20 protein-coding genes and 1 pseudogene are annotated in these 15,840 nt (G+C 65.8%); 13 read left to right on the forward strand and 8 right to left on the reverse strand.

Annotated elements, in window-relative coordinates:
* Positions 1-102: 102 nt before the first annotated feature.
* Positions 103-480 (forward strand): hypothetical protein, encoded by a 378-nt coding sequence (locus tag ITJ49_RS05745; RefSeq protein WP_194602549.1) that lies wholly within the window; start codon positions 103-105, stop codon positions 478-480.
* Between the two features lie 54 nt (positions 481-534).
* Here the strand turns inward: ITJ49_RS05745 and ITJ49_RS05750 are convergent, their stop codons facing one another.
* Both ITJ49_RS05750 and ITJ49_RS05755 read right to left on the reverse strand, forming a co-directional pair.
* A complete protein-coding gene (locus ITJ49_RS05750) occupies positions 535-1,818 on the reverse strand; it encodes a CDP-alcohol phosphatidyltransferase family protein (protein WP_194602552.1) in 1,284 nt (427 codons plus the stop codon).
* Between the two features lie 48 nt (positions 1,819-1,866).
* On the reverse strand, positions 1,867-2,055 hold the full coding sequence (locus ITJ49_RS05755) for a hypothetical protein (RefSeq protein ID WP_194602554.1): 189 nt from the start codon (positions 2,053-2,055) through the stop codon (positions 1,867-1,869).
* 240 nt (positions 2,056-2,295) lie between these two features.
* Between ITJ49_RS05755 and ITJ49_RS05760 the strand changes: the two genes are divergently transcribed.
* The 7 genes and pseudogenes from ITJ49_RS05760 (at position 2,296) to ITJ49_RS05785 (ending at position 7,740) form a co-directional block, all read left to right on the forward strand.
* Complete coding sequence (locus tag ITJ49_RS05760) at positions 2,296-3,855, forward strand: family 20 glycosylhydrolase (protein WP_194602558.1); 1,560 nt, start codon at positions 2,296-2,298, stop codon at positions 3,853-3,855.
* Between the two features lie 86 nt (positions 3,856-3,941).
* Positions 3,942-4,409 carry a DUF1810 domain-containing protein gene (locus ITJ49_RS05765; protein WP_194602561.1) on the forward strand — a complete coding sequence of 156 codons (468 nt, stop codon included), beginning with the start codon at positions 3,942-3,944 and terminating at the stop codon, positions 4,407-4,409.
* Between the two features lie 403 nt (positions 4,410-4,812).
* Positions 4,813-5,268: pseudogene (locus tag ITJ49_RS18140) on the forward strand (NAD(P)-binding domain-containing protein); the annotation flags it as partial.
* A gap of 24 nt (positions 5,269-5,292) precedes the next feature.
* Positions 5,293-5,778: an NAD-binding protein gene (locus ITJ49_RS17530; protein ID WP_370544394.1), complete on the forward strand. Its 486-nt coding sequence runs from the start codon at positions 5,293-5,295 to the stop codon at positions 5,776-5,778.
* Positions 5,779-5,900: 122 nt separating this feature from the next.
* Positions 5,901-6,734, forward strand: a complete 834-nt coding sequence (locus ITJ49_RS05775) for a hypothetical protein (protein ID WP_194602567.1) — start codon at positions 5,901-5,903, stop codon at positions 6,732-6,734.
* On the forward strand, positions 6,731-7,144 hold the full coding sequence (locus tag ITJ49_RS05780; protein WP_123940883.1) for a phage holin family protein: 414 nt from the start codon (positions 6,731-6,733) through the stop codon (positions 7,142-7,144). The genes ITJ49_RS05775 and ITJ49_RS05780 overlap by 4 nt, the downstream gene beginning before the upstream one ends.
* Complete coding sequence (locus ITJ49_RS05785; RefSeq protein ID WP_123940881.1) at positions 7,141-7,740, forward strand: DUF3618 domain-containing protein; 600 nt, start codon at positions 7,141-7,143, stop codon at positions 7,738-7,740. The genes ITJ49_RS05780 and ITJ49_RS05785 overlap by 4 nt, the downstream gene beginning before the upstream one ends.
* A 76-nt stretch (positions 7,741-7,816) precedes the next feature.
* Here ITJ49_RS05785 and ITJ49_RS05790 read toward each other — a convergent pair whose 3' ends face one another.
* The 3 genes from ITJ49_RS05790 to ITJ49_RS05800 form a co-directional block, all read right to left on the reverse strand.
* Positions 7,817-8,290, reverse strand: coding sequence for a hypothetical protein (locus tag ITJ49_RS05790; protein ID WP_194602570.1), 474 nt, complete (start codon positions 8,288-8,290; stop codon positions 7,817-7,819).
* 127 nt (positions 8,291-8,417) lie between these two features.
* Positions 8,418-8,579 (reverse strand): hypothetical protein, encoded by a 162-nt coding sequence (locus ITJ49_RS05795; protein WP_194602574.1) that lies wholly within the window; start codon positions 8,577-8,579, stop codon positions 8,418-8,420.
* 132 nt (positions 8,580-8,711) lie between these two features.
* Entirely contained in the window at positions 8,712-9,470 is a 759-nt protein-coding gene (locus tag ITJ49_RS05800) for a hypothetical protein (protein ID WP_194602577.1), read from the reverse strand.
* Between the two features lie 208 nt (positions 9,471-9,678).
* On the opposite strand from ITJ49_RS05800, the gene ITJ49_RS05805 reads away from it, so the two are divergent.
* The gene (locus tag ITJ49_RS05805) at positions 9,679-10,029 is read left to right on the forward strand and encodes a hypothetical protein (protein ID WP_194602580.1); all 351 of its coding nucleotides are present in this window, start codon (positions 9,679-9,681) and stop codon (positions 10,027-10,029) included.
* An 88-nt stretch (positions 10,030-10,117) separates the two neighbouring features.
* Here ITJ49_RS05805 and ITJ49_RS05810 read toward each other — a convergent pair whose 3' ends face one another.
* Entirely contained in the window at positions 10,118-10,537 is a 420-nt protein-coding gene (locus ITJ49_RS05810) for an ATP-dependent DNA ligase (protein ID WP_194602582.1), read from the reverse strand.
* 383 nt (positions 10,538-10,920) lie between these two features.
* On the opposite strand from ITJ49_RS05810, the gene ITJ49_RS17835 reads away from it, so the two are divergent.
* The 3 genes from ITJ49_RS17835 (at position 10,921) to ITJ49_RS05820 (ending at position 12,200) form a co-directional block, all read left to right on the forward strand.
* Positions 10,921-11,049, forward strand: a complete 129-nt coding sequence (locus ITJ49_RS17835; RefSeq protein WP_255521672.1) for a hypothetical protein — start codon at positions 10,921-10,923, stop codon at positions 11,047-11,049.
* A gap of 50 nt (positions 11,050-11,099) precedes the next feature.
* Complete coding sequence (locus tag ITJ49_RS05815; RefSeq protein ID WP_194602585.1) at positions 11,100-11,900, forward strand: Fpg/Nei family DNA glycosylase; 801 nt, start codon at positions 11,100-11,102, stop codon at positions 11,898-11,900.
* Between the two features lie 102 nt (positions 11,901-12,002).
* The gene (locus tag ITJ49_RS05820) at positions 12,003-12,200 is read left to right on the forward strand and encodes a hypothetical protein (RefSeq protein ID WP_194602588.1); all 198 of its coding nucleotides are present in this window, start codon (positions 12,003-12,005) and stop codon (positions 12,198-12,200) included.
* Positions 12,201-12,209: 9 nt separating this feature from the next.
* On the opposite strand, the gene ITJ49_RS05825 is transcribed toward ITJ49_RS05820, so the two are convergent.
* Positions 12,210-12,866 carry a GPP34 family phosphoprotein gene (locus ITJ49_RS05825; protein WP_194602592.1) on the reverse strand — a complete coding sequence of 219 codons (657 nt, stop codon included), beginning with the start codon at positions 12,864-12,866 and terminating at the stop codon, positions 12,210-12,212.
* Between the two features lie 66 nt (positions 12,867-12,932).
* Between ITJ49_RS05825 and ITJ49_RS05830 the strand changes: the two genes are divergently transcribed.
* Positions 12,933-14,060 carry an FAD-dependent oxidoreductase gene (locus ITJ49_RS05830; protein ID WP_194602915.1) on the forward strand — a complete coding sequence of 376 codons (1,128 nt, stop codon included), beginning with the start codon at positions 12,933-12,935 and terminating at the stop codon, positions 14,058-14,060.
* Between the two features lie 112 nt (positions 14,061-14,172).
* Here ITJ49_RS05830 and ITJ49_RS05835 read toward each other — a convergent pair whose 3' ends face one another.
* Positions 14,173-15,804: an ABC transporter substrate-binding protein gene (locus tag ITJ49_RS05835; protein ID WP_194602595.1), complete on the reverse strand. Its 1,632-nt coding sequence runs from the start codon at positions 15,802-15,804 to the stop codon at positions 14,173-14,175.
* Positions 15,805-15,840: the final 36 nt, after the last annotated feature.

A 15,840-nucleotide genomic window follows, 5' to 3' on the forward strand; every position in this document is an offset into this window, starting at 1 on the left:
ACTTCCACTCTCACCGGCCGGCCTATGCGCTCTCAGTCCAGTTCCGATGCCGTGGCCATGAGGTTTCTGGACGCTTGCTGATGGGCGAGAAGTCAGGATCCGGTGGACGTCGCGTCGGACGACCCGGTCGACGTTCCTCCAGTGATCGGCGTCGTGGTCGTCGAGCTGCTGTCGGTGGAGTCGCTGCTGCTCGTGCCGCTGCTGCTGTCGCTGCTGCTCGTGCCGCTGCTGCTGCTGGACGTGTCAGTCGGCTCGGTCGTCGCGGTGCTGCCACTCGTATCGGTCGACTCGGTCGTGCTCGTCGCCGCCGCGTCCGCCTTCTCGTCGTTGCTCTGGTTCCAGACCGCGATGCCGGTGACGGCCGCGATCGCGATCCCGATGCCGCCGACGGCCGCGGTGACGGCCCGGGCTCCGCGGAGCCCCTTCTGCCTGATGTTCATGAGTGCACCCTTCGTTGAATTGTCAACGATCAGCGCCTGACCTCTGCCCCCGCTTGGCATCCCCTTGGGGTCGCCCATGAGGCGTGGTGTCGGCTCAGACCCGGGCGGGCTCTCGCTGCCACAGCGTCACCAGGCCGCGGGCGTTCCGCGCCATGGCCAGATAGTGCCCGACGACTCCAAGCACGAACGACGCGAACCCGACCTCGACGAGCACGTCGTGCGCCCCGCTCACGGCCTCGCCGAACAGCAGCAGAAACAGCCCGGTGAACAGGAGCGCCGTCCGCACCTTGCCGACTTTCGACACACGAACGTCGGGCGCTCCGCCGAACGCGACGACGGCCCACGCCCCCGACAGCAGGTCGGGAATGAGCAGGATCAGCACCAGCTGCCACGGCACGATGTTCGACGCCGCGAATGCGGCGACCACGAAGACGACGGTCAGACGGTCGGCCACCGGGTCGAGCCAGGCTCCGAGATTCGACATCTGGTTGAAGCGGCGCGCGATGAACCCGTCGACGAAGTCGGTGAGGAACACGACGAGCAGCGTGACGATCGCGGTCCAGAACTGGTGGGCGACGAGCAGCACCCCGAAGAGCGGCAACAAGAAGATCCGCACGGCCGAAATCACATTGGGCAGCGTGCGCCAGTTGTCCTCGTGGAACAGCCGCTGCAGCAGGCTTGATCCGCCCTCGGCGTTCGGGCTCGCCCCGGCGAACGACGAGTCGCCGAGCACGCGGCGGATGTCGCCGGCGGGAAGCCGCACGATCATCGTTCGCAGCACCAGATACACGATGCCGACAGCGACGAGCACGGCCATGACGAACCACGCGCCGACGCCGAGGTACGGCCGCACGATCGGGAACGACGCGCGCGCGAGCACTCCCACGCCGACGTAGAGGAGTGACCAGGCGACCGAGGCCACGACGCTCGCCCGGACGAACCGCGCCGGCGCGATGCCCGAGGCGCCGGCGACCGCAGGGGCGAGCGCCCGCGGCACGGGTACTAGCCGCGACAGCTGCACAGCGAGCGGGCCGTGGCGCTTCAGCGACGAGACGGCGACATCCCAGTGCCGCGCGCCGAGGCGGGCGACGACCGCGGAGTCGCGGGCGCCCGCGGCACCACGGGTGCGCCCGAACCGGAAGCCGACGATATCGCCGACGACCCGGGCGACGGCAACCGCGACGACGAGCCCGAGGATCCCAGGGACGGTCGCCGTGCCGCTCGCCGCAACGATCACTATCGGCCCGGCCGGAACGAACAGGAGGAGCCCCACCCCCGACTCCAGGAACGCCGCGACGACGGCGACAGCGAGGGCGATGCCGAAGGGCAGCACCGCGCGGGAGTCTCCCAGCCAGTCGACGACATTCACGTCGACCATTCTCTCTTCCCCGGGCGGTGGCCGCCGACAACCGAGGTGCGGCCTGTTTCAGGTCGCCAGGCGAAGTGGCATTTGCGGTTGAATCTGCGAGCCAAAGCTAAGAACCAACCCCACCAACGTCGAACCGTCGGGAACGCTGTCCTCGAGGAGGTCGAGCAGCCCAGCGTGCGTTCCCGCATGCTGCCCAATCCTTGAGTATCGATTGCTTCGGTCCATGCAGATGGCGTAGCCGTCCATGTCAACTTTCTATGCGGTTATCAACCAAGCGGTTGATTTACCATTCCTCGGTTCAAGTTCGGCGCCGAGTCTCGATGGCTGTCTCGTCCGGTGTGGTCTACTCCGCAGCCAACTCTGCCCGGCTGAGGACATGTGCTGGTGGGGCCTGATGATCGCTCGATGCTCTTCACACGAGTCCGATACGCTCGTTCCGCCTTCCTCACCTGTTGGATGGCGTAGTGGTAGCGGGGGTCGGTAGGCATGCATGAGCGGCAGGACACAGTGGTGCGTCAGAAAAGGACCATGTCAGTGTCGCCTTCAGCAGCGTTTCCTCATCAGCTTCGACGCCCCATCGCTGTCGGTGTGGCACTCGCGTTGTCGGTAACAGCTTTAGTTGGCACCGGTGCACTCACAGGGTCAGCGGACGCCCGAGCGCTGAGCACTTCTGGCACGAAGGCCGCCGTCGTCGAATCCAAAGCTTCGCCGATAACCGTCACCAAGGTCACCGCGACCGGCGCCGCCACCTCCGCCGGCACAGCCGTGCACACCACCCTCAAGGTCCGGAACGCCGCCTCGACACGCAAGCCAGCACTCCATGCCTGGCTCTATCTCGCGGCCGGACACAAGAGGTACGCGCTGGGCCAGGTGACCGTGAAGGCACTCGCCTCGGGTGCCAGCACAACGATCCGCACGACCCACACTGCGCCCCTCCGCTCGACAGCTGGAAAGTATTCGGTCCTCGCCTGTGCTGGGGCCTACTCCGAGGAGAACTGCCGCGCATCGAAGGCGACCGTCACCACGATCAAGCCCGCCGCCGGTGCACGCCCGGCAACGGGGGTGATGCTCGACGTCGCTCGCGCCTACTACCCGGTGGCGCTGATCGAGAAGTACATCGACCTCCTCGCCAAGAATGGCGGCCGCTTTCTGCATCTGCATCTCACCGATGATCGGAACGTCGGAATCGAGAGCAGAGTCCTCGGCCAAACCCCCGCAAATGCCGAACTCAAGAACGGTGTCTACACGAGCCGAGTAACGGGTCGTCCATTTCTGAGCGCCTCGCAGGCACGCGAGATCTCGGCCTATTCGGCGAAGCGAGGCATCGCCATCGTTCCCGAGATCGACACCCCCGGCCACATGGCTGCCGCATTCGCACTCCTCGAAGCGAGGCACGGCACGAAGTGGGTTGACCGTATTCGTTCGGGTGAAAACGAGCTCAAGACGTCGGCACCTGGCAGCCTTTCACTGGCAACGGAGCTGTATAGGGAGGTGGCGCGGACCTTCCCATCTAGCCACGCTGTACACATCGGCGGCGACGAATGGGGAGGTGGCGTCACCGCGGTTCGGCGCGTTACGTGGCTCAATGAGATCGCGGCCGCGCTCGGTAGCCGTGCTGTCTGGGCCTGGAACGACGGGATAGATCGAGCGGCAGCGAGACAACTGGATCCGCGCATCCATGTCACGTACTGGAGCTTCGACGGCGACACGGAAGACAGGGCGGAACGCCTCGAACGTCGACAGCGACGGGCGAGTGCTAACGACCTCTACAACGCGGGCATCGAGCTGCTCAACTACAACTCCTACTACCTCTATGAGGTGCCGACCGACCTGAACGAAGCTGATAGCAAATACACCGTTGCTGACCTTCGTCACAACTGGTCACTGCGGGCATGGGACGGCGACTCAGGCTCGCTGCTCTCCGGCCCGATGGCGGGTGCCGCCGTTGCTATCTGGGGAGAGGACCTCGAAAAGCCACCGTCCACCGATCTTCTTCGCTGGAGCACACCCCACGTGATTGCGATGCTCGAGACCGCGAAATCATGATCTTCGTATTCGACGACGAGATCGACCGGGGCCGCATCGAGCTCAAAAGTGCACCGCTGCCTGGTCTCGAGTGATGAAATGGCGCCATGGACACTGAGGAAGGCACAGAGGACGCTCCGAAAGCAGACCCATTTGATCTGGCTCGATTTGTCTCGGCCCAAGACGACCGTCAGACGTACACGACCGCCCTTCGTGAGATCGGGCGCGGTCGGAAGTCGTCTCACTGGATGTGGTTCGTCTTCCCTCAGGTGGCAGGCCTCGGACGAAGCGCGACCGCGCAGCAGTTCGCAATCAGCTCGCTCAACGAAGCACGAGCGTTCCTTGACCACCCCGTGCTCGGACCACGATTGAGAGAAAGCGCCCGGGCCATCGCAACAGCCCCAGGGCAGTCAGCAGACGCTGTTCTTGGAAGTATCGATGCGCAGAAACTGAAGTCGTCGATGACTTTGTTCCTGCGCGCCGCCCCTGACGACCCGGACTTCGTGGAAGTGCTGGACCGGTGGTTTTGCGGAGACGTCGACGATGCTACCGACTGGCAACTACACAACCGGTGAGCGGTGTCACGGATTCGAGGCGAACCGGCGCGCTGCGGCCATGATCGTTGTGGCTACGGTTTGCACGGGCTCGTTTCGGTACAACGCAGACGAGAGCTCCCGTTGAAGCTCTGCGTTCTGCTCGGCGCTCAGGCCGGTGGCCGAGATCGAGTCGGTTTCGGTGTCGTAACTGATTTTCATGTGCGTTCTCCATTCGCTCGACTGTCGTCGATATCGGTGAAATGCCCCCGACCGCTCCGGTGGTCCCGCCGGAAGTCCTGTCGAAGGGCGTCTAGTTCCACGACGGCTAATCGGGACTCTAGGCACTTGCCTCTCCATATGCCCGGGGTTGACAGGTGCCCGATCCCGACGCCAAGGTCTGAAACCTGACCTAGACGCGAAAAGGTTCTGAGTGGGAGGTTCGATGGACAGCATCGGTGTCCTCGGACTGGGCCGAATGGGCCTCCCCGTGGCTCTTCGATTCGTGGCTGCGGGATATCCCGTCTGCGTCTTCGACCCCGACACGAACCGAGTCCGGTTGGCGGAGTCGCACGGCGCAGTCGCCGTAGCAGGCGAGTCCGAGGTGGCATCCCGGTCCGACATCTTGGTGACCGTGCTGCCAGGTCCGCCCGAACTTCGCCGCGCCATGCTTGGTCCCGGCCAGGCGGTCACTGGCCTGCAGGCGGGCGCTTGCTGGGTCGATCTCACCAGCAACGACCCGAGAGTCGCGACCGAAGTCGCTGCTGCCGTCACGGCGGTAGGCGCGTTGAGCCTGGGCGCGCCCATGGCAGGGGGCCCGGCCGACGCGGCAGCTGGCACCCTTCGCTTCTACATCGGAGGATCCGAAGACGCTTTAGCGCGCGCAGCGCCCGTCCTCAAGGCGCTCGGCGGTCCGAGCAACCGCGTGGAGACAGGCGCGGATATTGCTTCCGGATACGTCACCAAACTCTTGGCAAACACGCTCTGGTTCGGGCAGGTCACCGCCGTCACGGAAGCCCTCCTTCTCGGACAAGCACTCGGCCTTGACCTTGAGACCCTTCGCGGCGCACTCGAGACAAGCGCCGGAGGCAGCCACTTCATGACCCATCACCTCGACGCGCTCCTTCGCGGCGACTACATGGAATCGTTCGGTATCGACCGGATCGTAGAAGAACTCGACACCGTCACAGACCTCGCCGCAGCGACCGAAACACCCGCTGGTGTCACCGGGATGGTGGCGACGCTTCACAGGGAGGCCTCTGACCGATTTGGTCCGGTCGACGGGGAGCTGCTCGTTGCGAAGCTCCTCGAACAGCGAGCAGGCCGGCTCCTCCGGGCGAAACTGCCCCGTCCGATCACCGGCAGCGGAACAAGCGCGCCTCAATCTGAATCAGGCGAACCAGAGAGTTAACCCGAAAACTGCGGGAGAAAGCAACCCCCCTTCGACATTGGTCTGTCCGAGCCGCACGCGACGAGTGTGAAGACTTCACCACTTGGCGTGTCCGCGCGGGTGGAATCGACGAAAGGGCCCTCGTGTCCACTTATCTTCCCGAGAACGAACCCGTTTCCTCGACGCCCCTCTACGACCAGGGTGGGTATTCGCAGCCGGTCACCACAGAGGCTCAGGCGTCTGACGACGACGAGTCCTCGTCGTCGACTGACGTCGCAAAGGCCAAGGCCGGTGCCGCGAAGGAGCAGGCGGGCCAGGTCGCTGGCGATGCCAAGGACGCCGCGTCGAACGTGGCCGGAACCGCGAAGGAGCAGGCCGGCGAGGTGGCATCCGAAGTCAAGAGCCAGGCCAAAGACCTTTACGGTCAGGCCACCTCGCAGTTGAAGGAGCAGGCCGGAACGCAGTCGCAGAAAGTCGCCGAAGGGCTCCGGTCCGTTTCAGACGAACTCTCGTCGATGGCCGACAAGTCCGACGGCAACGGCGTCGCGTCCGAGCTCGTCCGCAACCTCTCCGGCCGCGCCGGATCGGCTGCATCGTGGCTCGACGGCCGCGATCCCGGTTCGCTCCTCGACGAGGTGAAGCAGTACGCGGCCCGAAAGCCCGGCACATTCATCGCGATCGCGGCGGGGGCCGGGATCCTTGCCGGTCGTCTCGCGAAGTCGCTGGCCGCCGAGGCCAAGAGCGACGACTCCTCGAGCACGGGTCGCCAGTCCCCGGCGAACACCGCGTCCTCCGACGCCGCTCACGCTCCCGTCACCGGCGAACCGGCTCCCGGATACAGCCGCAGTGCCGAGTCGTTCGGCGTGACACCCGTCGAGGCCGGTACCGCCCACGTTGCACCGACCCCGTCGTTCGACGACATCGTCGACGGAGCCGACACCGCGCACCTGCGCCCGTACTCGGGTGACCAGCGATGACCGACCCGTCGATCACCCCGGAAGAAAAGGCTGCGACCACCTCGCTCGGCGACCTCCTCACCGGTGTGTCGAAAGATATCTCGACGCTGTTCCGTCAGGAAGTCGAGCTGGCCAAGGCCGAGCTGACCGAGTCCGCGAAGAAAGCGGGAAAGGGCGCGGGCATGTTCGGCGGCGCGGGGCTCACCGCCTTCTTCGCGCTGCTGTTCCTGTCTATCGCGGCCTGGTGGGGTCTCGGTTTCGTGCTGAATAACGCACTCTCGGCCGTCGTCATTGCCGTGATCTACGCCATCGTCGCGTTGATCCTGTTCCTTCGCGGCAAGAAGGAACTTAAAGAAATCAACGGAGCACCGAAGACGGTCGACTCCCTCAAGAAGATCCCCGAGACCGTGAAGCCGGGAGGCCACGCATGAGCATCGCAGACAGCACCAACGACAAGAAGACGCCCGACCAGATCCGCGCCGAGATCGACGCGACTCGTGCGGGGCTGGGCTACGACGTCGACGCGCTCGCCGACAAGGTCGACCCCAGCCAGATCGCCCACCGTCAGGCCGAGAAGGTCAAAAGCCGCTTCACGAACGCGAAGGAGTCGGTCATGGGCGCCGTGCACGACAAACAGGACACCGCAGGATCCGCGGCCACGAACGCGACCGACACGGCCAAGCAGGCCGGGCAGCAGGCCGCCGACAAGGTCAAGGGCAACCCTCTCGCCGTCGGGCTAGTCGCCTTCGGCGCCGGCTGGCTGCTCTCGTCTCTGATCCCCGCAAGCGACAAAGAGCAGCAGCTCGCCGGACAGGTCAAGGAGAAAGCTGCTCCCCTGGTCGACGAGGCGAAGAGCGCCGCGCAGGACGTCGCGCAGAACCTCAAGGGACCCGCCCAGGACGCCGCCGCGTCGCTGAAAGACACGGCCCAGAGCGCAGCCGGAACGGTCAAGGACGAGGCCCAGGGTGCGGCCTCCGATGTGAAGGACAGCGCGCAGGGTTCGGCTGACGAGGTCAAGAACTCCTAGAGCGCCTCTGCAACACAGAACCCCGTCACGCTGGCAATGCGTGACGGGGTTTTGTCATCTCAGGAACGGAGAACGATCAGTCGTCCGTTTCGGTAGCGCAGGTGATGGCCTTCTTAGCCGCCGATGATTCGGCGGTGAAGGTGGTGGCAGCGGCTTTCGCGGCAGTCGAGTTCGATTGTGCATCGCCATTCACGGCGTACAAGGTCGAGTCGAACGACTTGTCCGCCGGATCCTTGTCGGTCGCCCACAGCCCGACGACGTCTGACAGGGTTCCGTCTTCACCCAGAGGCGCCGAGACGTACCAGCCACCGTCCCCTTCGGCGACCCAGCCCACCCGTGCCGGGCCGGAATTGGAGAGGTCGGTCAGGGCCGCCAGCGTGCTGTCGGAGGCGAGGTCGCAGGCGTTCTTGTTCGCCTGGGCCGGGTTGGTACGGGAATCCTCGGCATCGTTCTGATCGCCCGCCGGGTCAAGGTTCTGGGCGCTGGGGGCACACGCGGAAAGCACCAGGCCCGCTGCGATGGCGATCCCTACCGCGCCGAAAGACCTCACAGCGCGGACGCTCCGTTGAGGTGGAGGGTGAAACCGGAGGGGTTGTCGATCGGTGCGCCGTCCGGGTCTGTCCCCGTCTCCGGGTCGACCTCGTCCGGCTCGGGAACAGAGGTGGGCCTCGGGTCGCTCATTCGGGCTCACCGCCCGACGTCGTGTCGCTGTCCTTACCGGGGTCTTTCGTGGCGTCGCCGGACGGTGACCCGTCGGCGAGATCTTCGGTGTGCTTCTTCTGCTCCTCCGTCGGGTGCGAAGAGCCGTCGGGCGTGTCGCTGTTTCCTGAAGTAGTCATAGAACGACCGTACGCTCGCATGGCGATTACGCGACCGGGCTTGACGCGGCCAAACTTCAACACCAGGGTGTGCTGTTTCGCGCAGCGCACTCCTTACCCCGGCCGGACTTCATCGCGCGGCACGAATTGCGGTCAGGAGAGGCTTCGCGGTACCGGCGGATCTGCTGACAAGTGCCCGGTGAGGTCTTCGCCCCACACTTTGTACGTGTTCCGGTACCGGTTCTCCTCCGACTCCGGGCGCCACACGGACGTCGTCAACTCGTCCGGGAACCCTGCAACCACAACAGCCGGGTAGTCCCGGGCGACGAGTCGTGTGCGCATGTTCAGGAGGCGACCCTGCAATCCCGCGGCGACCCGTGCCGGTCGAGAAAGGCTCCCAGCGTTATCCAGCGGCGGGATCTCGCCAACGATGACCTGCGCGCCACAGGGCAGGGCCCGCATGAGTGCGTTCAGGGTCTCTCGAAGGTTCCGATCCCAGACGATAGGGCTCGTCACTCGAAGGGCATCCGTAATTCCTACCAGGACGACGACGGCGTCAACCCCCTGCAGGCGCTCGGACATTCCTGCCACCACGGCGGGTGCGTCTTGGATCCTCGACGTCGGCAAAGTAGAAATCGACCAGCTCAATCCTCTGCGCGTTATGTGTGATCGGTGCCGAGCAAAGAACGCCGGCAACGACAGCTCGTGAGTCCGAACGCCCAACGACAACTCACCACGCTCCCCCAGAAATACGATGCGGTCCGGATCAGCACCAGCCACCACCCCCTCCGCCGGGTCCTCCGGGTAAATATCCCCATCTGCGTCGCGCCGCCGGAAGAGGAACTCCACGAAACGAGCACCACGAGATGGCGCACCCAGCAGGGAATGGACAACAGCCTTGGTTCGGGACATGACAGCTCCTCGCCCACGACAGCAGTGCGGGTCGGGTCCCCACCGCCCTGGCGGGCACGCAACGGAAACGCGACGCTACCCTCGCCAGCAGACGACTCACTGAGACGCCCTGTCCCCCGGTCCGCGCCGCCCGCCCGAGCCGGCAGATTTGTCCTGTCGGCTGTACCTGCATCAGCGCTACAGCCGACGCCCGTGTACCGTGCACTGCATGACTGGCTCGCCTCCGGCACAACCCGACCCGAACTCGGACCTCACTCAGGCGGGTCTTGTGGTCATCGCGGAGGCCACGGCACTCCATGACGATGACCCGATAGTTATCGACGCCGCCCGAGAGAACCTCCTCGACACCGTCGACGAACTCGTCGACGAGCCCCTCACACCACGCCAGGAGGAAGTGGTCGAAGCCATTTCGATCGCGGCCGGCACGCTTACCGCCGGACTGTCCGGGGCCCTCGCCAGCGTCCGAGAAAAGCCCGTCGCAGACGTCCTCACCGGTGCCGCCGCCACATTGTTCACCCCAAATAACCCGCTTCCCGGAGATGCTTCCACCGGGGAGTAGAGGGCAGGGGGAGTCGGCCGTTCATACACCTAACTTTCTGTGATCCGAACTCCAGCGTCCTTTAGCGCTCGGAATCCGCCTCCAAGGTTCACTCCTGACGCTTCTCCCCTGCCAACGGCCTGGCTGCACGCGGTTTCTCAGCGGGAACGCGGTCGTGGGCCCAATCAACCGGGTTGCCGCGGGTCCCGGGAAGTTCCGTGGTGCTATCGCGCGGGGGTTCGTCGACGGCGTAGAGACCCCGGCCAGAGTCGGCTGCCTCGTAGAGGGCAGCAAGCCAGGTGGGATTGATCTCGGGCATTCGGCCGCCCGCGAATTTGAACCGCAACCCGATGTTCGGGGACAGCCAGACGGTCGCGCGGCCGTCACCCGTCTCAGCAGGTTCCCGCCACGAGAACATCAAGGACTCGTTTTTGCGGAATTTGTTCACGATGACTATTTGCAGGTGGGCGAGGAGACGGTCTTCGACTTTGAATTCGAGGATTTCCCCGTCGTAAACGATGTAACCCATGGGTGGGGAGCTGCTTTCGTGCACGGCCTCGTCGTCGTCCGACGGGGTCTGGGCCGGGAGAGATGTGCGGGTGACACCCTCGCACTGCGCCGTTGCTCCGTATCGCCGCACCCAAAAGATGGTTGGGAACCACGCTCAGAGTCGTGGCCAGCAGGAACTCTCCTCTACCTCCGGAGCGTAGACCGTTCTGCGGTGGCGTGGGGCCGCAGCGTACGACCGCACACCCGGTGCCGTCGACCTTGATCCTCGCTCCGGAACCACACCTAGGGGTTCTTGTCAGTAAGACCAGGTCTGCCACCACCTGCGGGTGCCAACACCATGGGAGATGGGAGCGTACGCCCCTGCGAGTGACTCCCTTTTGTGGGCGGGGGTACGGTTCAACGATGAGCGACGACAAAGAGACCACGACCTCCACCCACACCTCGGACGATGGCGAAACCACCAAGAAAACCACAACAACTGAGACGCACGAAGAGACGACCTCCACCAGCAGCAGCAGCAGCGACGACTAATCGTCGAGGTGCTTGCCTGGTGAAACCCGTTCTTGTGGCCGGGGGTGGGTGTGCCTGAGGGCGACAGCGTCTACCAGCTGGCAGCCCGCCTCCGCCCGGCACTCGACGGGCACACGCTTACCGACGGAGAGATTCGATCCGGAAACGCTGCCGGCGCTGAAGTCACGGGGTGGCGGATCCTCGAGCACGACACCCATGGCAAACACCTCCTGACCCGGTTCGACAACGGCCACACCCTGCACACCCACCTGCGCATGCAAGGCTCCTGGACCATCAGCGTGAAGGGCAGAACCCTCCCCCGCCGCATCCTGCCCGACGTGCGAATACGACTCGTCGTCGAGACCGGCACCACCGTCTGGGGCATACAGCTGCCCGTCGTCGACCTCATCCCCACCGGGGCTGAAGACACTCTCGTCGGACACCTCGGGCCCGACCCCCTCCGTTCCGACTGGGATCCCGACGACGCCGAAGCACGGTTGAACGCCCGACCCCAGCAGCCAGTGATCCATGCGCTTCTCGACCAGCGAGTCATCGCGGGGTTGGGAAACATGTGGGCAAACGAGATCTGCTATCTGCAGGGCCTCTATCCGTGGACCCCCACAGGCGACGTCGACACTCGTCGGTTGGTCGACCGGGCCGCGAGAGGCCTGACCGCATCCGTCACCATCCCGGGCATGTTTCAAACGACCACCGGAAACCGGCGACGAGGCGAACGACACTTCGTTGTTGGCAGGGCCGGCCGCCCCTGCCTGCGCTGTGGCACACCCGTCCGCGCCACGACCGAAGTCCTGAACGATCCGCAACAACGCCGAACCTGGTGGTGCCCACGCTGCCAACCCGCCCCGGCCTGAGGGTGCGGCGCGGCGTCTCGAAAACGGCGCCTGATCCCGACGGTCAACCATCACGTCACAACTGCCTGGGGTTCGCGGCCGGAGCCGGCGTAGGTTCGCGGTATGAGCGATAACGAACAGGCCGCACCGATGATGGACGGCAGCAACGAGGCCACGAACAAAGACAAGCTTTCGGGCCTCATCGAGCAGGTCGAGCACGATCACGGCTCCGAGGGGGCCGCAGCAATGTCCGATCAGCTCCGCGACCGGATGGACGAGACCAAGGTCGAGCCGGAGGGGCCGGGCGACCTCGAGGAGTAGCTCCGCCCCCTAGCTGCCGCTGCCGCCGTCGCCGCCTGCTCCTCCGCCTCCGATCATGCCCGCATCCGACGACGACCGCTTCTCGGCAATCGACGCTCGGACTGCGCGGGCGACGTCGACGTCTCGAAACGGCTTGAGGCGATGGCGGTCGAGCGGTCCGACGACCTGCTTCAGCAGTCCAGCGGCGTCGCAGAGGCCGACCAGGGCCAAACCGCGATCGGGAACCGGCCCCTTTGCGACGAGGGCCTCGTGGATCGACTGCACCGCTTCTCCTCGGGCCCGCGCATTCACGACCGGGTAGCGCGTCGTCGGAAACAGGCCCAGGATCCGATGGGTGCGAGCCTCGACGTCACCGTGCGTTACCAGCGTGCCCAGGACGTCCTCGCGGACGCCCGACCTCTCCAGACGTGCCACCCAACGGCGAACAGATCGCGGCTTGGGGTCGCTCGACATGGAGGCGAGCGCTCGATCGAGGACGAACTCCCCGAGCGGTGAACGGTCAACGACGACGAGCTTGCCCCGCTCGTCGCGGACGATCCTCCGCTCGATCAGCAGGTCGGCCAGGAGGGCTCCTGCAAGTGCCGCGCGGGCTGCCACGGCGTCGACGCGCGACTTCCCGGTCTCCGGCTCACGGATGAGCAGTTCCAGTTCTTGTGCGATCCCCACGTTCCTATCCTGCCCTGCGGCACGCTCCGCACCTACGGTAGAAGGACCTCGAAGAAGGAGCGGACCATCGAACACGTCGACACCCTCGTCATCGGCGGCGGAGCCATGGGCTCCGCAACGGCCTGGGCTCTCGCTCGAGCAGGCCGCGAGGTCGTGCTGGCCGAGCGCTTTACGCCGGGCCACGCGAACGGCGCCTCGCACGGCGAGTTCCGCAACTTCAACGTCGCCTACGCCGAGCCCGATTACGTCGCGATGCTCGTCGAAGCACGACGTCTCTGGGGCGAGCTCGAGGATGAGTCGGGCGAGAAGCTGCTCGACCTCGTCGGGCTCGTCAACCACGGCGAGGGCCCCGATGCGCGCTTCGACGCCGTGCACGCGCAGCTCGAGGGCGCCGGCATCGCCTCGGAGTTTCTCGCACCCGAAACCGCGCACGAGCGCTGGCCGGGCATGCGGTTCGACACCCGCGTGCTGTTCTCCCCCGAGTCGGGCCGGGTGCGGGCCGACGACTCCGTCGTCGCCCTGCAGCGCGCTGCCCGGGCGCGCGGCACCGACATCCGCCACGAGACCCGCGCCGTCGCCATCCGCATCCTCGCCGACGATCTCGCCGAGGTGGAGCTGGAGAGGGACGGTGTCGTCGAGACGATCCGAGCACGGTCGGTCGTGGTGACCGCGGGAGCGTGGACGGAGAAGCTGCTCGGCGAGCTCATCCCGTTACCCCGGCTGATCGTGACGCAGGAGCAGCCCGCTCACTTCGCGGTCTCGGATCCTTCGCTCGCGGGCACCTGGCCGTCGTTCAACCACCTGCGAGCCGGCACCGCCGACGAGTACTGGTACAGCGACGTCTACGGCATGCTGACCCCGGCCGAGGGCGTCAAGGTCGGCTGGCACGGAACAGGCCTCGAGATCGACCCCGACGCGCGCACCTTCGAGTCGGAGCCGGTGCAGCTCGCGGCCCTCCGTCGCTACGCCGCCGAGTGGCTGCCCGGCGTCGACCCCGACGCGTTCGTCGAGATCAGCTGCACGTACACGTCGACCGACACCACCGACTTCGTGCTCGACCGGGTTGGGCCGGTCACGATCGGCGCGGGCTTCTCGGGCCACGGGTTCAAGTTCACGCCGACGGTGGGCCGGATCCTTGCCGATCTTGCGATGGGCCGGGCACGCCCTGCCGCCCGATTCGCGGTGGCCCGCTGAAGCCGCCGCCTGCACCCGCCCAGACGGCACAAACCCTCGCGGGCGGCCATCGAGGTGGGCCTAGGACCACCTCGACCACCGCTCACGAGGGTCTAGCGACTCGCGCCGCCCGCTACTGCTTGCCGAGCACCCCGAACCGGAAGCGGTTCGACGAGTCGAGCGTCGAGTCGACGCCCGTGACATCGGTTCCGGCCACGGCGACGAGCTTGCCCTGCAGCAGCGGCAGCGTCGGCAGGATCTCGGCGGCCCGCGTCTGCGCGTCCTCGATCAGCTTCGCGCGCGCGGCGGCGTCCGGCTCGACCTTCTCGTCGGCGATCAGCGTGTTCAACTTCGAGTCGTGCACGTCGTTGTTGATGAACGCGGGTGCATCGACCGGGTCGTTGATCACGTTCAGGTAGTTGTCGGAGTCGGGGTAGTCGGCCGACCAGCCGAGCTGGAACAGCGGGTAGTCGCCGGCCGAGATGTCTTTCAGGTACTGCTCCCAGAGCGTCGACTGGGTCGACGCCGCGAACAGCCCCGAGTTCGTCAGCTGATCGGCCAGTTCGGCGTACTCGTCTGACGAGGTCGCGCCGTAGTGGTCGGTGTTGAACTGCAGGTTGATCTCGACCTTGTCGGTGATCCCCGCGGCCTCGAGGGTCGCCTTGGCCTTCGCGATGTCCGGACCACCCTCACCGTCGCCGTAAGCCGTCTTGTAAGCGTCGATCGAGCTCGCGAGGCCGGCGGGCACGACCGAGTACGAGGGGCTGAAGGTGTCTTTGTAGACGTCCTTCGCGATCGCGGCGCGGTCCACCACGTCGGCGACCGCCTGGCGGACGGCGAGCGCCTTGGCCGCGTCCGGGTCGTCCGTCTTCTTGCCGAAAGGCATGGTGTCGAAGTTGAACACCACGAAGCGGAGGTCAGATCCCGGCCCGGTGTGCACGGTGACGTCTTTGTTCTTCGCCAGCGAGACCACGTCGCTCGCGGCGAGCGCCCGCCAGGCCACGTCGACCTTGCCATCGGCGACGTCGAGGCGGAGGTCGGTGGCGTTCGTGTAGTACGAGACGAGGATGTTCTTCGTCCTCGCCTTGCCAAGCAGGCCGTCGTAGTTCGTATTCGCCACGTAGCTCGCGATCTGCCCGTCGGTGTACGCCTTCAACCGGTACTGGCCCGAGAACGCGCTGCCCTTGACGATGTCGGCGTTCGACGTGAGCTTGGTGGCCGAGAAGACGTCCTCGTCGAGCACGAATCCGGCCGGCGACGACAGCACCTGCGGCCAGAGCTGATCATCGGCCTGCTTGAGCGTGAACACCACGGTCTGGTCGTCGGGTGTGGCGATGCTCTTCATGTTCGACAGCAGAGAGGACGGGCCGTTGACGTCGGCGATGCCCACCATGCGCTCGAACGAGAACTTGACGTCCGACGAGGTGAGAGCGTCGCCGTTCGAGAACTTCTCGCCGCTCTTGAGCTTCACCGTGTAGGTCGTGGGTGTCGTGAACTCGGCCGACTCGGCGAGGTCGGGCTCGGGCTTCGTCGAGCCGGGCCTGAAGTTCATCAGCATGCCGAAGGCGTTACTCTGGACCGCCCACGATCCGGTGTCCCACGACCCCGCGGGGTCGACCGCGGTCACCTTGTCGGTGGTGCCGACGGTGATGGTCGACGACGAGTCGTCGCTGACCGACTCGGACGAGACGCTGACGCAGCCCGACAGGACGGCGAGGAGGGTGAGGCCAATCGCGGGGACGGCGATCCGAGGGGCGAGGTGCATGGCGGGGACCTAACGGTGAGGGGTTCGGGAGGGGTG

It is taken from the genome of Frondihabitans sp. VKM Ac-2883 (assembly GCF_015350875.1).
In the GTDB taxonomy this organism is placed as follows: domain Bacteria; phylum Actinomycetota; class Actinomycetes; order Actinomycetales; family Microbacteriaceae; genus Frondihabitans.

Coding starts and splice junctions, on each gene's coding strand:
- ITJ49_RS05750 (WP_194602552.1), bottom strand. CDS start 1,818: ATGGTCGACGTGAATGTCGTCGACTGGCTGGGAGACTCCCGCGCGGTG.
- ITJ49_RS05755 (WP_194602554.1), bottom strand. CDS start 2,055: ATGGACGGCTACGCCATCTGCATGGACCGAAGCAATCGATACTCAAGG.
- ITJ49_RS05760 (WP_194602558.1), top strand. CDS start 2,296: ATGCATGAGCGGCAGGACACAGTGGTGCGTCAGAAAAGGACCATGTCA.
- ITJ49_RS05765 (WP_194602561.1), top strand. CDS start 3,942: ATGGACACTGAGGAAGGCACAGAGGACGCTCCGAAAGCAGACCCATTT.
- ITJ49_RS05780 (WP_123940883.1), top strand. CDS start 6,731: ATGACCGACCCGTCGATCACCCCGGAAGAAAAGGCTGCGACCACCTCG.
- ITJ49_RS05785 (WP_123940881.1), top strand. CDS start 7,141: ATGAGCATCGCAGACAGCACCAACGACAAGAAGACGCCCGACCAGATC.
- ITJ49_RS05795 (WP_194602574.1), bottom strand. CDS start 8,579: ATGACTACTTCAGGAAACAGCGACACGCCCGACGGCTCTTCGCACCCG.
- ITJ49_RS05800 (WP_194602577.1), bottom strand. CDS start 9,470: ATGTCCCGAACCAAGGCTGTTGTCCATTCCCTGCTGGGTGCGCCATCT.
- ITJ49_RS05805 (WP_194602580.1), top strand. CDS start 9,679: ATGACTGGCTCGCCTCCGGCACAACCCGACCCGAACTCGGACCTCACT.
- ITJ49_RS05810 (WP_194602582.1), bottom strand. CDS start 10,537: ATGGGTTACATCGTTTACGACGGGGAAATCCTCGAATTCAAAGTCGAA.
- ITJ49_RS17835 (WP_255521672.1), top strand. CDS start 10,921: ATGAGCGACGACAAAGAGACCACGACCTCCACCCACACCTCGGACGAT.
- ITJ49_RS05820 (WP_194602588.1), top strand. CDS start 12,003: ATGAGCGATAACGAACAGGCCGCACCGATGATGGACGGCAGCAACGAG.
- ITJ49_RS05835 (WP_194602595.1), bottom strand. CDS start 15,804: ATGCACCTCGCCCCTCGGATCGCCGTCCCCGCGATTGGCCTCACCCTC.